The sequence below is a fragment of the Isoptericola sp. NPDC056605 genome (assembly GCF_042792795.1).
Classification (GTDB): Bacteria; Actinomycetota; Actinomycetes; order Actinomycetales; family Cellulomonadaceae; genus Isoptericola.
Window position 1 is genome coordinate 480,253 of record NZ_JBHTVT010000001.1, and the last position, 13,919, is coordinate 494,171.

Genomic DNA, 13,919 nt, shown 5'->3' on the forward strand with positions numbered 1-13,919 from the left:
AGGATGGTTCGTGGTCGTACACAGTACGGTCTCGCCCGTCCGGCGACCGTTCCGAGGGTGACCGTCCCCCGGGACCACGACCGACCACGACGACGTGCCGCGCCCACCGGCGTCGGCTCTCACCTGCCCTCCGCCGGGTTCCCCGGCACGACGCGAGCGGAGCACAGCGTGCCAGCCCCCCGACAGACCGACCCCACCGTCACACCCGACGCGCAGACCCCGGAGGCCACCCTGACGACTCCCGCCACCGCTCCCGGCGCCACCGACACGACCGCGCCGTCGCGCGGCATCGTCATCGACGAGGCGGTGCCCCAGCGCCTCACGCGCCAGCAGTTCACCGTCATCGCGCTGCTCCTGGGCTCCGCGTTCGTCGTCATCCTCAACGAGACGACGATGAGCGTGGCCCTCGCCCCGCTCATGACCGACCTGGGCATCACCGCGAGCACCGGACAGTGGCTCACCACCGCGTTCATGCTCACGATGTCGGTGATCATCCCGGCGACCGGGTTCCTGCTGCAGCGCCTCGGCACGCGCGGCGCCTACCTGCTCGCGATGTCGCTGTTCAGCGCGGGCACCCTCCTCGCGGCGCTCTCCCCCGGCTTCGGCTGGCTGCTGGGCGGTCGCATCGTGCAGGCGTCGGGCACCGCGATCATGATGCCGCTGCTCATGACCACGATCATGACGGTCGTGCCCCCGGCGATCCGCGGCAAGGTGATGGGCAACATCTCCATCGTCATGGCGGCCGCCCCGGCGCTCGGCCCGGCCATCTCGGGCATCATCCTCGACGCGCTGAGCTGGCGCTGGGTCTTCGGCATCGTGCTCCCGATCGCCGTGCTCGCCCTGGTCATGGGCTTCCTGTACGTCCGGGACGTGGCCGACCGTACACACTCGCGCCTCGACCCGCTGTCGCTGTTCCTCGCCGCGGTCGCGTTCGGCGGCCTCGTGTACGGCCTGTCCAGCATCGGCGAGGCCGCGCGGCACGCGCCGCCGGTCGCGCCGTGGATCCCGATCGTCGTCGGGCTGCTGGTGCTGGGTGCGTTCGTGTGGCGCCAGCTCCTCCTGGCCCGAGACGACCGCGCGCTGCTCGACCTGAGCGTGTTCCGGTTCCGCGGGTTCTCGGTCGGCCTCGCCATCATGGCGGTCGGCATGCTCGCCATGTTCGGCTCGCTGATCCTGCTGCCGCTGTTCCTGCAGGACGCGATGGGCCTCGAGCCGCTGGCCACCGGCCTCGTCGTGCTCCCCGGCGGCCTGCTCATGGGTCTGCTCGGACCGACGGTCGGCCGCCTGTACGACCGGGTGGGCCCGCGCCCGCTGGTCACGCCCGGCCTGGTCGTCGTGACCATCGCGCTCGCCCTGTTCACGCAGGTGCACGCGGACTCGTCGCCCTGGTACATCCTGGCGCTGCACGTGACGCTCAGCCTCGGCCTGGCGTTCATGTTCACGCCGCTGTTCACCTCGGCGCTGTCGTCGCTCACCCCGCCCCTGTACTCGCACGGGTCGGCCGCCATCGGCACGGTCCAGCAGCTCGCCGGGGCCGCCGGCACCGCGATGTTCGTCGCGGTCATGACCACGCGGTCGGTCGCCCTCATGGAGGACGGCGCGACGGCGCAGGTCGCGCTCGCCGAGGGCGTCGGCGACGCGTTCGTCTGGGGCGCGGCGATCATGCTCGTCGCGGTGGGGCTGTCGCTCCTGCTACGCCGCGTGCCCGCCTCGCCCGAGGGCGAGGGTGCGCCGGCGGCGCACTGACCGGTCGGCCCCGTCACGGGCCGGAAGCGCCGCCGCGGGCGGTCACCGTCGCACGACGGTGGCCGCCCGTCGTCGTCCCCACGCCCGTCGTCAGGGCGCCGCGGCCGGGGAGGCGACGTCGTCGCGCGCCGCGACCTTGAACGCGGGCGCCAGCGCGATCACGCCGAGCGCCAGCAGCGCGGGGACGGCGAACGCGAGCCGCATGCTCAGCAGCTCGGCCACACCTCCGATCAGCCCCGCGCCCACGACGAACCCCACGTAGTTGAAGAGGTTCACGCGCGCGACGGCGATCCCCGTCCCGTCGGGGTCGAGGCGCCCCGCCACGGAGAACGACAGCGGCACCACGACGCTCAGGCCGAGCCCGGTCAGCCCGAAGCCGACGACGGCGACCCACGGCCCCGGTGCCAGCGTCACGGCGGCGAGCCCCGCCGCCCCGACGACCCCGCCGACGGCCACCGGCACCACCGGCCCGAACCGGTTGACCTGCCGGTCCGCCGCGAGCCGCCCCAGGAGCTGGCAGCCCAGGTACGCGGCGAGGCCCAGCGGCGCGACGTTCGCCGCCGCTCCCAGCGCGTCCTGGATGTACTTGGTGGACCAGTTCGACGTCGCCGAGTCGGCGACGTACACGATCGTCACCGCGAGGCCGACCAGGACCAGCGGCCCCCACGGCGGGCGGGCGGCGCGCGACGCGCCGGCGTCCTGCCGCGGGGCGACGGCGGCGGGCTGCTCCGGCAGCACCAGTCCCGGCACCGCCTGCCGCTCGGCGGGGCGGGGTGCGCCGCCACCGGACGCCGCCGTCGCGACGAGGTCGACGGCCACGCCGACCGCGGCGACGAGCCCGAGCCCGGCGGCGAGCGACCAGCCCAGCGAGTGCGCCAGCACGGCCGCCAGGGACCCGAGGATGCCGCCCACGCTCCACGCGCCGTGGAACGAGTTCAGCAGGCTGCGGCCGTACCGCTGCTCGACCTCCACGCCCTGCATGTTCATGCTCGCGTCGACCAGGCCGAGCAGGAGACCCACCGCCGCGACCACCGGGTAGAGGACCGTGACGGTCGGCGCCAGGCCCGCGCCCATGACGGCGAGCGCCACCAGCGGCCCGCACACGTGCAGCAGCCGGGCGCTGCCCACCCGCGGGGCCAGCGCGCCGGCGAGCACGCTGCCGACGCCGGCCACGACCGGGACCAGCAGCAGGATCAGCGTCAGCGTGCCGTCCGAGATGCCGAGGTCGTGCTGCAGCGTCGGCACCTGGGCGAGCAGGCCGGCGAAGCACATGCCCTGCACCAGGTAGAACGCCGTGACCACGAGGCGCGCTCGCCGGTCGGCGGCGTCGCCGCCCGCTCCGCCCCCTGCGCCGATCGGGGCGCCGACGGCCCCGCCGGACGCACCACCCGACGTCGTCCCGGACCCGCTCATGCCCAGCCTCCGCTCGTCGCGCTCCGGGGGCTCGTCGTCGGGCCCGCGCGCAAGCGTGAGGATAGACCCGTCGCGGGCCGGTGAGGGAGGGGTCGGTCAGGCCTCGCGGCCCGCCCACCAGGTGCGCAGCTCCTGCTCCGCGCGCTCCGCGCCGAGCGGCCCGTGCTCCATCCGCAGGGCGAGCAGGTGCTTGTACGCCTGCCCGACGACGGGCCCGGGCGCGACGCCGAGGACCGCCATGATCTGCGATCCGTCCAGGTCCGGGCGGATCGCGTCGATCTCCTCCTGCTCGCGCAGGACCGCGATGCGTTGCTCGAGGTCGGAGTACGAGTCGGCGAGACGCTGCGCCTTGCGCTTGTTCCTCGTGGTGGAGTCGGCGCGGGTCAGTCGGTGCAGGCGCTCCAGCAGCGGGCCCGCGTCGGTGACGTACCGGCGCACCGCGGAGTCCGTCCACTGCCCGTCGCCGTAGCCGTGGAAGCGGAGGTGCAGCTCGACGAGCCGCGCCACGTCCTTGACCACCTGCTTCTCGTACTTGAGCGCGCGCAGCCGCTTGGCCACCAGCTTCGCGCCGACCACCTCGTGGTGGTGGAAGCTCACGCCGCCGCCGGGCTCGAAGCGGCGCGTGGCCGGCTTGCCGACGTCGTGCAGCAGGGAGGCGAGGCGCAGCACGAGGTCGGGCGCGGGGACCGGGCCGTCCGGGCCGGTCTCCTGGGCGATCGCCTGCTCCAGCACGGTGAGCGAGTGCTGGTAGACGTCCTTGTGGCGGTGGTGCTCGTCGATCTCCAGGCGCAGCGCGGGCAGCTCGGGCAGCACGTGGTCGGCCAGCCCCGTGTCGACCAGCACCTCGAGGCCGGCGCGGGGGCGGTCGCTCAGGAGCAGCTTGGAGATCTCGGCCTGCACGCGCTCCGCCGAGACGATGTCGATCCGGCCCGCCATGTCGACGATCGCCTGGCGGGTCGCGGGCTCGACCTCGAACCCGAGCTGGCCGGCGAACCGCGCCGCGCGCATCATGCGCAGCGGGTCGTCGTCGAACGACCGCTCCGGCGCGATCGGGGTGCGCAGCACCCCGCGCGCCAGGTCGGACAGCCCGTCGAACGGGTCGACGAACGTGAGCTCCGGCAGCCGCACCGCCATCGCGTTCACCGTGAAGTCGCGCCGCGACAGGTCGCCGTCGAGCGTGTCCCCGAACGCCACCACCGGCTTGCGGGAGGCGGGGTCGTACTCGTCGCTGCGGTAGGTCGTGACCTCGACGACGACGTCGCCCGACGCGGACCCGGACCCGGACCCGGATCCCGGCCCTCCCCCGGTGCGCGCGAACCGCCGTGCCCCGATCGTGCCGAACTCCTTGCCGATGTCCCAGTGGGCGTCGCCCCAGCGGGCCAGCAGGGCCTGCGTCTCGTCGGGCGACGCGGAGGTCGCGAAGTCCAGGTCGTTGCTCGCGCGGCCGAGGAAGGCGTCGCGGACGGGCCCGCCGACCAGCGCGAGCTCGTGCCCGGCGGCGCGGAACACCTCGCCCAGCTCGACCGCCGCGGGGGCCATCTCGGTCAGCACGGCGAGGGCGCGGCGCAGCAGCGCGGCGGGGGCCGGGGGTTCAGGGGTCGACACGGCGTCCCATCCTCCCAGATCCCGGGCGTCGGCGCCCCGGAGACTGGGCCGGCGGGGCGTCTCCACTCGGTAGGGTGGGGCGCATGTCATCCCCGGCCCCGGTTCCCGGCCCGCGGCGCCGGCGCCCGGCCGCGCCGGTCCCCGTGCCACCGGGAGGACACCCGCTCAAGGTCGACCCCGCGCGGCTCTCCGGCCCGCGCGGCACCGCGACACCCGCCGTCGTGGGCGTCGCCCCGTCGGGCACGACGACGCACCTGCCGGTCCACGAGGAGACGTCGGCGGGAGGGCTCGTCGTCCAGGTCGCCGCCGGCGGTCCCGAGGCCGCCGTCATCGTGCGGCGCAACCGCGGCGGGCGCCTCGAGTGGTGCCTGCCCAAGGGGCACCTCGAGGGCGAGGAGACGCCGGAGCAGGCGGCCGTCCGCGAGATCCACGAGGAGACGGGCATCCTCGGCACGATCCGTACCCGCCTGGGCGTCATCGACTACTGGTTCAGCGGCGAGGACCACCGCGTCCACAAGGTGGTGCACCACTTCCTCCTGCGCGCGGAGGGCGGCATCATCACGGCGGAGGGCGATCCCGACGGCGAGGCGGAGGACGCCCTCTGGGTACCGGTCGAGCAGCTGACGGAGCGGCTCTCCTACCCCAACGAGCAGCGGCTCGCCGTCGTCGCGCAGCAGGTGCTGCGCCGCACGCCCGAGGTGCTCGGGCACCCCGGCCTCGGAGCTGTCGAGTGAGGCGCCGTCGAGTGAGGCCCGCCGCGTGACCACCTCCCGACCCTCGGGTGCCGGCGCCGCACCCGCACCCCCGCCCGCCCGCCCGGCCCGCCTCCACCGCGCGCCCTTCCTGCCCGCGCTGGCCGTGCTCGCCGTGCTCGCCGGGCTGCTCCTGACGGGTGCGCTGGTCGCGCTCCCCGGCACGTCGGCGTCGGCCCTCACCTCGCCGTCCCTCCTGCCCGCCGCCCGCGACGGGCAGGCGACGGTCGAGCTCGTGGGCTCCGCGCCCACGCTCGCCTCGCCCGGCTCCACCGTGACGCTCACCCTCCAGGTCACCAACGGCACCGACGCGGTGCTCGACGGCGCCGGGCTCGACCTCGGCGTCTCGTGGCGGCCCCTCACCTCGCGCGAGAGCCTGTCGGCCTGGGCGCAGGACGACGGCACCAGCACCGCAGGACCTCCCCAGGTCGACGAGACCGTCGAACGCCTCGCGCCCGGGGACACCGCGCAGGTGACGATGGAGCTCGACGTCGACTCCCTCGGCCTCAGCGCGGAGAACCCCTGGGGGCCCCGGGAGATGTCCGTCGCGCTGACCCGCGGCGGGTCCACGCTCGACGTCGTCCACACCTTCCTGCTGTTCGCGCCGGAAGGCGACGCGCCCGACCCGGTCTCGGTGAGCGTCGCCGCGCCCGTCACGGGCCCCGCCGTCGACCCGCTCGACCCGGACGGCTACGACCTGGAGCTCGGCACCGCCACCGCGACCGGCGGACGCCTGGCCCGGCTGCTCGACGCCGCGGCCGTCAGCGGCACGTCACCCGGGATGTCGCTCGCGGTCGACCCGGCCCTCGTCGCCGCGGCCGCCGCCTCCGGCGACGGGGACTCCCAGGCGTGGGCCACGCGGCTCACCGGAGCCCCCGTCACCGCCGACGACGCCGACACCTCGGCGAGCCTGACGAGCACCATCGGCACCCGGAGCACCGCGGCGACCGGTGAACCCAGCGACGTCGCCGTGCTGCCCGGCTACGACCCCGACCTCGCGGCGGTCGCGCACGCCGACCCGACCCGGGCGGACGTCGCGGCCGCGACCGGCGGCGAGGCCGCGCTCGGGGCGGCCTGGCAGCGGCCGGAGGGCTGGGACCTCACCGTCGCCTGGCCGGAGGGCCGGCCCGACGCCGCCACCCTCGCCGCCGGCCGCGACGCGCCCGTCGACCAGGTGGTGGTGGCCGACGGCCTCGCCCCCACCGACGGAGCCGCCGCCTCCGCACGCACCGCCGTGGACACGTCGTCGGGCAAGGTGCCCGCGCTGGTCGCCGACGACGGGCTGTCGTCCGCGTTCGCCTCCCTCACCGACGGCGACGACGCCCCGTCCGCCGCGGAGGCGTCCACCCGCGTGCTGGCCGACGCCGCGCTCGTCGCGCTCCAGCAGCAGGACTCCGGGCAGCAGGACCTGCACCTGCTCGCCGCCCTGCCGCGGGACTGGTCCCCCGACCCCGCCCTGGTGGGCACGGTGCTCGGCGCCCTCCACGACGCGTCGTGGGCCGACGTCGTGCCGCTGTCCGAGACCGTCGCCGCCCCCGCCTCCCGCGTGCCGCGCGACGAGCCCGCACGGGGCGAGCGGGCCGGTCGGTCGAAGGGCGAGCTGGCGCCCTCCTCCGTCCGCCGGCTCCTCGACTCCCACCGCGACCTCGCCGCGTTCTCGACCGTGGCCAGCGACCCCGTCGAGCTGAGCGGCGACGCCGACCAGGCGCTCGTCGCCCCGCTCGCCGTCGCCGCACGCACGGAGCGTGACGCCCGTGAGCGCGCCGTCGACCTCGCCGTGGAGCAGTCCGACGCCCTCCAGCAGGGCATCAGCGTCGCCGACCGGTCCAACGTGACGCTTGTCAGCGACACCGGCAAGCTGCCCGTGACCGTCTCGAACGAGCTGCCCGTGGACGCCACCGTCACGGTGGTGCTGCGGCCCGACGCGTCCCGGCTGGTCGTCGAGTCCCGTCCGACGGTCGTCGTCCCCGCCGGCACGTCGTCCAACGTGCACGTCCCCGTGCGTGCCATCGGCTCCGGCGACGTCAACCTGCAGGTCGAGGTGCTCGCGCCGAGCGGCACGGTCGTCGCCGGGCCCACGAGCTTCTCGCTCCGCGTCCGCGCGGGGTGGGAGACCGCGGGCACCGCCGTCGTCGCCGCCCTGGTCGCTCTCCTCTTCATCGGGGGCATCTGGCGTACGGTGCGTCGGGGGCGGTCCTCGGCCCGGACCACGGACGAGGGCGTCGCGGACGCCGCCGCCGATCCCCAGGGGCCCGACGCCGCCGCACCCGACGACAGTCCGCCACGCGACCCGCACGACGACGACCCGACCGCCCCGGGCGGCGGCGGGATCCCCGCCGCCCGCACGCCGCCCGCCCAGGCCACGGAGACCGACCCCTCATGACTTCGACGTCCGCCTTCCCCGACGACAGCCGGCCCGACCTGCCCGGCGAGGGCGACGCCACCGACCCCGGGTCGCCGACCGGCGCCGCGGGCGCGAGCTGGCACCCGGTCGGCGACCCCGCCGCCGGCAACGCCGGTCAGGACGACGACGGTAGCGACGACAACGGCAGCGACGACGCCGGCGCCGTGCGACGCACCAGCCTCGGCCGCGGCTCCGTCGTGATGACGCTGGGTACCGTCGCGTCCCGCGCCTCCGGGCTGATCCGCGCGATGCTCCTGGTGGCCTGCGTGGGCGCCGTCGGCACGGTGGCGGATGCGTTCGACATCGCGAACAAGTTGCCCAACATGCTGTTCGCACTCATCTCTGCGGGCGTGCTCCAGGCCGTGCTCATCCCCCAGATCCTGCGGGCGATGAACGCGCACAACGCCCGCGAGCGGCTCGACAAGCTGCTCAGCATCTCGGGGCTCGGCCTGCTCCTGCTCACGGCGGTGCTCGTCGTCGCGGCCCCGCTGATCGTCTGGCTGTCCACCCTCAGCGGCGCCTGGACCACCGACGAGCGCCACCTCGCCGTGGTCTTCGCGTACTGGTGCATCCCCCAGGTCTTCTTCTACGGCCTCTACATGCTGCTGGGCCAGGTGCTCAACGCGCAGGGCAAGTTCGGCGCCTACGGCGTCGCGCCCGTGGCGAACAACGTCGTCTCCCTGCTCGGGTTCGGCGCGTTCCTCCTGGTGTGGGGTTCGGCGCCGGACCGCGGCATCTCCGACCTGTCCCAGTGGTCGTCGGCCCAGACGGCGGTGCTCGCCGGCACGGCGACGCTCGGCATCGCGGCCCAGGCCCTGGTGCTCGTGGTCGCCTTGCGCCGTTCCGGATTCCGGTGGCGGTTCCGGCTCGGGCTGCGCGGGATCGGCCTGCGCGCCGCGGGGTCGGTGGTCGGCTGGACCATCGGGGCCGTCGCGCTCGAGCAGGTCGGCGTCCTCTTCCTCACGAACGTGCTCGGTGCCGCCGGCCGCGCCGGGACGTCGCTCGACGAGGCCTTTGCCGGGAACGCCGCGTACACGAACGCGATGACGATCTACCTGCTTCCCCACTCGCTCGTGGTCGTCTCGATCGTCACGGTGCTCTTCCCGCGCATGACGGCCGCCGTGCAGGCCGGGGACATCCCGGGCGTACGGCGGGACATGTCCCTGGGCATGCGTTCCGCGGGTGTCTTCTCGGTCTTCTCGACCGCGGTCCTCGTCGTCCTGGCGGTCCCGCTGACCGGCGCGCTGCTGCCGTCGCTCGGACCGGACGGCATCGCCGCCGTCGCGCCGATCATCCAGGCGATGTCCATCGGCATCATCGCCCTCGGCGCGACGGTGCTGGTCCGGCGCATGTACTTCGCGTTCGAGGACGGCCGCTCGATCTTCGGCATCCAGGTCATCGCGACCGTCTCGATGGTCGTCGTCCTGTGGGGCGCGACCCGCCTGCTGCCGCCCCAGTGGTGGGCCGTCGCCGCCGGAGGCGCGTACGCGCTGTCCACGTGGATCTCGCTGCTGCTGCGCGTGCGCGGCATGCGCCGCAAGCTGCAGGGCATGGACGGCCGGCGGGTCCTGCAGCTCTACGTCCGCGCGCTGGTCGGCGCGCTGATCGCCGCCCTCCTGGGCTGGTTGACCGTCCGCCTCCTCGACGGCTACGACGTCAGCTCGTGGGGCCACTCCGTGCTGGTCACAGCCGTCGCCGGGATCGTGATGGTGGTCGGCTACGTGCTCGCGCTCAAGGTCCTCCACGTGCGCGAGCTCGATGACGCGCTGGCCCCCGTCCTCCGGCGGCTCAAGCGATGACGACGGTCGCGTGCCCGGCTCGCGCGGGTTCCGTGAGGGCCCTGCGGGCACGCCCGCAGGGCGCGACCTCGCGGCCACCGGGCCGCCCGTACCATGGTCCGATGGACCGGAGGACCCTCTCCCCCCGCACCCCCACCGAGGAGCACAGGTGAGCACCGCCCATCCCGGGACCGTCATGGTCGATCGCTATCGGCTCGTACAGCTCGCTGCCACCGACCTCGCAGCAGCCGAGGCGTGGGAAGCGCACGACCAGATCCTGGACCGTCCCGTCCGGGTGACCTTCGTCGACGGCCCGTACGCGTCGGCGGCGCTCGACGCCGCGCGCCGGGCCGCGCTCGTCGCCGACCCGCGGCTCTCCCGCGTGCTCGACGTCGGCAGCACCGACCTCGGCGCGGGCCAGCGCAGCTACATCATCTCCGAGCCCTATCGGGGCTCGTCGCTCACGGAGGTCGTCTCCGGGGGCCTGGTCGACGCCCAGCAGGCTCGTGCCGTCGTCGGCGAGGCCGCCGCGGCGCTCGAGGCCGCCGGGCAGCGCGGCGTGCACCACCTGGCGCTGCGGCCCGAGGCCGTGCGGGTGGACGGCCACCGCGTCGTCGTCACCGGGCTCGGCATCGACGCCGCGCTCGCCGGCGTCGACGGCGGTCGGGATCACATCACGGGCGCCGGCGCGGCGGCCGCGGACGCACGCGACCTCGTCGCCCTCGCCTACTACGCGCTCACGGCCCGGTGGCCGGGCGACTCGCTCGACGAGCCGTGGATCGCCCCCGACGCCGTGCGCCCGCTGCCCGCGCAGCGCGACGAGCACGGCGTGGTCCCGGTGTCGACGCTGGTGCCGCACGTCGACCCCGAGCTCGACTCCCTGGTGCGCCGCACCTTCGGTTCCGACTCCCCCGACGCCCCCGCCACGCCCGGCGACGTCGTCGCCGCGCTGGCGCCCTGGGGCGAGGTGTCCGTCGTCGCGGCGCTCCCGCAGTTCGTGCAGCCGTCGACCGAGCCGCCGGTGCGCTCCTCCGTCATGGGCGCGGTCGGGACGGGCGCCGCCCTGCCGGGCACGCCCCCGCCGGCCCCGCCCGTCCGCCGGCCGGCCAGCGGCCGCATCGCCCGCTCCGCTGCCGTCGGTGGTGCCGCGGGCGCGGCTGCCGCTGCGGCCGTGCCGGCGCAGTCCACGCAGGCGATCCCGCCGGTCGCGGCGCCTACCGCGGCTCAGGCTCCCGTCCCGCCCGTGCAGGCAACGGCCGCGATGGCCCCCGTCCCGCAGCAGCCCGCGCCGGCGCAGCAGCCCGTGGCGGCGTACGGCGCCGCGCCCGCGGCGGCCTACGGCAACCAGGCGTACCCCACGGCACAGGGTGCCCCGGTCCACCAGCAGACCGCGCACGCCCCCGTCCCTCCGCCGCCCGGTGGCGGTGAGCCCCGCACCGATACCGGCGGCTTCGCGTCGTCGCCGGCTCCCAAGCGCCGTGGTGTGAACCCGACGCCGATCGTGCTCGGCCTCGTCGTCGTGCTCGTGCTCGCGGGCGCCCTGTGGGCCGTCTCGAAGGTCATGTCGTCCCCGTCCTCTCCGCCGGCGGCGGAGTCGCCGGTCGCGACCGACGACGCGGGTGGCGGCGCAGCGGCCGAGGAGCCCACGGACGAAGAGTCCAGCGAGGCGTCGGAGACGCCGGAGGTCCGCCCCGTCATCCAGTCCGGCGACCAGCTCGACCCCGAGGGTGACGGCCAGCACCCCGAGGCCGTGGACCTCGCGTACGACGGCGACCCGTCCACCTTCTGGTACACGATGTACTTCAACACCCCGGACTTCGCCGGCCTGCGCTCCGGCCTCGGCTACGTCGTCGAGCTCGAGGATGCCGCACCGGTCACCTCCATCACCCTGAACACCAACTCCGAGGGTGGGCGCGTCGAGATCCGCGCCACGTCGCGGGACAAGCCGACCGACGGCCCGGTGCTAGCCGAGGGCTCGTTCAGCTCCGAGACGAAGCTCGACCTCAAGGAGGAGACCGTGGCGGACTCCTTCGTCATCTGGATCACGGAGCTGCCGAGCACGAACGGCAAGAACTACCTGGAGCTCAACGAGATCGTCCTCTCGTGACCGTTCCCGGGCGACGCCTGTCGCCCGGGAACACCACACCCCGTCGGGGTGTTGAGGGCGATGGCGCCTCAGGACGCGAAAGACCACCAGACGAGCAGGAGAGAACGTGACCGATCAGCCGACCAACACCACCGGTGAGGCCACCGTGCACGACATCGTCATCGTGGGCTCGGGCCCGGCCGGCTACACGGCGGCCGTGTACGCCGCGCGGGCTGGTCTGGCACCCGTCGTCATCGCGGGGTCCGTCACCGCCGGTGGTGCGCTCATGAACACCACCGAGGTGGAGAACTTCCCCGGCTTCCCCGCCGGCATCCAGGGGCCGGACCTCATGGAGGCCATGCGCGAGCAGGCCGAGAAGTTCGGTGCCCGCGTGCTGTGGGACGACGCCGAGCAGGTGGAGCTCACCGGCGACGTGAAGACGGTCGTCACCGGCGGTGGCGAGACGTTCAAGGCGCGCGCCGTCATCCTCGCGACGGGCTCCGCGTACCGCGAGCTCGGCCTGCCCGAGGAGAAGCAGCTCTCCGGCCGCGGCGTCTCGTGGTGCGCCACCTGCGACGGGTTCTTCTTCCGCGACCAGCACATCGCCGTCGTCGGCGGCGGAGACTCCGCGATGGAGGAGGCGACCTTCCTCACGCGCTTCGCTTCGAAGGTGACGATCGTGCACCGTCGCGACTCGCTCCGCGCCTCGAAGATCATGGCCGACCGGGCCCAGGCCGACCCGAAGATCGAGTTCGCCTGGAACAGCGAGGTCGCCGGTATCTCCGGCGAGGACAAGGTCGCCGGCCTCACGCTGCGTGACACCGTCACGGGCGAGGAGCGCCAGCTCGACACCACAGGCCTGTTCGTCGCGATCGGTCACGACCCCCGCACCGACCTGGTCAAGGGCCAGATCGACCTCGACGACGAGGGCTACATCCTCGTCGAGGGCCGCTCCACGCGGACCAACCTGCCGGGCGTCTTCGCCTGCGGCGACGCCGTGGACCACACCTACCGCCAGGCGATCACCGCGGCCGGCTCGGGTTGCGCCGCCGCGCTCGACGCGCAGGCCTACCTCACCGAGGTGGCTGACGCCGAGGGCGAGCAGTCCCTCGCCGGCACCCCTGCCGTGCCCAACCCCGACGGCCTCCCCGCCGCGCTCGACTCCGTCGCCGGCTGACCCCTTTCCCCCACCGATCCCGAAGGAGCGAACCATGGCTACAGTCGCCGTCACCGACGACACGTTCAAGGCCGAGGTACTCGAGTCCGACGTCCCCGTCCTCGTCGACTTCTGGGCGACCTGGTGCGGCCCGTGCCGCATGGTGGCCCCGATCCTCGAGGAGCTCTCGGACGAGTACGAGGGCAAGATCAAGATCGTGAAGCTGGACACCGACGCCAACCAGGCCACCACGATGGCCTACGGCATCACGTCGATCCCGACGCTCAACGTCTACTCCGGCGGCGAGCTCGTGAAGTCCGTGATCGGTGCGCGCCCGAAGCGCGCTCTGCAGGAGGAGATCGAGGCGGTCCTCGCGCCGAGCGCCTGATCACCTCAACGAAGGCCGCCCGTGTTTCACGTGAAACAGGGGCGGCCTTCGTCATGCCCGGCTGGATGTGCTCGGGCGGCCGGGCACGAACACCGCCGCTCGGCCCGCCGTCCCTGACGGCTCGGCCACCCCGGAGCTGACGGTTCCCGTCTGGGGTCGCGCCGACCCCGACCACCGCAATCCTGTCAGCAGGCCACCGGCACCCATCGGCCACTCCTCGTCGCGGGCGCCGTCGTCGATCCGCGCGGGACACCGCGACAGACGGTGATCGGTGCCGAGTCCTTGCCAGCTCTGCCCGCGAACGCGAACCCCCGCTCCCCAAGCGCTCGCCCGCCCACACGGGCCGACCATGCCGGTGTCTCCAGCCCGTGCCCTGAACCGAAGGGTCCGCCGGCCGTCGACCCTGTTCCAGTGCCGATCGCCCGTGTCCGACGACCAGTCGTAGGACTGCGTCACCGACTGGGTCGGCCATCACGGCGGCGCCGGTTCGACGCGTCTGCCCGGAATCCGGCTGTATGACGGGATAGCGACGATGCTCCCCCAGGCCTGGACGAGTCGGTAGACCGTCGCCAGACGCACCAGAGTCGTGAG

9 protein-coding genes are annotated in these 13,919 nt (G+C 74.5%); 7 read left to right on the forward strand and 2 right to left on the reverse strand.

The window, feature by feature from the left end; genetic code table 11:
• The first annotated feature begins 168 nt into the window (after positions 1-168).
• Positions 169-1,746 (forward strand): MDR family MFS transporter, encoded by a 1,578-nt coding sequence (locus ACFQ8Y_RS02195; protein ID WP_430584463.1) that lies wholly within the window; start codon positions 169-171, stop codon positions 1,744-1,746.
• Between the two features lie 90 nt (positions 1,747-1,836).
• On the opposite strand, the gene ACFQ8Y_RS02200 is transcribed toward ACFQ8Y_RS02195, so the two are convergent.
• Both ACFQ8Y_RS02200 and ACFQ8Y_RS02205 read right to left on the reverse strand, forming a co-directional pair.
• Entirely contained in the window at positions 1,837-3,159 is a 1,323-nt protein-coding gene (locus ACFQ8Y_RS02200) for an MFS transporter (RefSeq protein ID WP_430549405.1), read from the reverse strand.
• 96 nt (positions 3,160-3,255) lie between these two features.
• Entirely contained in the window at positions 3,256-4,764 is a 1,509-nt protein-coding gene (locus ACFQ8Y_RS02205; protein ID WP_430584464.1) for a CCA tRNA nucleotidyltransferase, read from the reverse strand.
• Between the two features lie 83 nt (positions 4,765-4,847).
• On the opposite strand from ACFQ8Y_RS02205, the gene ACFQ8Y_RS02210 reads away from it, so the two are divergent.
• The 6 genes from ACFQ8Y_RS02210 (at position 4,848) to trxA (ending at position 13,328) form a co-directional block, all read left to right on the forward strand.
• Entirely contained in the window at positions 4,848-5,498 is a 651-nt protein-coding gene (locus ACFQ8Y_RS02210; protein WP_430549407.1) for an NUDIX hydrolase, read from the forward strand.
• Between the two features lie 25 nt (positions 5,499-5,523).
• A complete protein-coding gene (locus ACFQ8Y_RS02215; protein WP_430584465.1) occupies positions 5,524-7,899 on the forward strand; it encodes a DUF6049 family protein in 2,376 nt (791 codons plus the stop codon).
• The gene (murJ, locus tag ACFQ8Y_RS02220; RefSeq protein WP_430584466.1) at positions 7,896-9,719 is read left to right on the forward strand and encodes a murein biosynthesis integral membrane protein MurJ; all 1,824 of its coding nucleotides are present in this window, start codon (positions 7,896-7,898) and stop codon (positions 9,717-9,719) included. Before ACFQ8Y_RS02215 ends, murJ begins: the two co-directional genes overlap by 4 nt.
• A 148-nt stretch (positions 9,720-9,867) precedes the next feature.
• Positions 9,868-11,805, forward strand: a complete 1,938-nt coding sequence (locus ACFQ8Y_RS02225) for a hypothetical protein (RefSeq protein ID WP_430584467.1) — start codon at positions 9,868-9,870, stop codon at positions 11,803-11,805.
• 106 nt (positions 11,806-11,911) lie between these two features.
• On the forward strand, positions 11,912-12,961 hold the full coding sequence (gene trxB / locus ACFQ8Y_RS02230) for a thioredoxin-disulfide reductase (RefSeq protein ID WP_430549411.1): 1,050 nt from the start codon (positions 11,912-11,914) through the stop codon (positions 12,959-12,961).
• 34 nt (positions 12,962-12,995) lie between these two features.
• Positions 12,996-13,328, forward strand: coding sequence for a thioredoxin (trxA, locus tag ACFQ8Y_RS02235; RefSeq protein WP_429762817.1), 333 nt, complete (start codon positions 12,996-12,998; stop codon positions 13,326-13,328).
• Positions 13,329-13,919 lie beyond the last annotated feature (591 nt).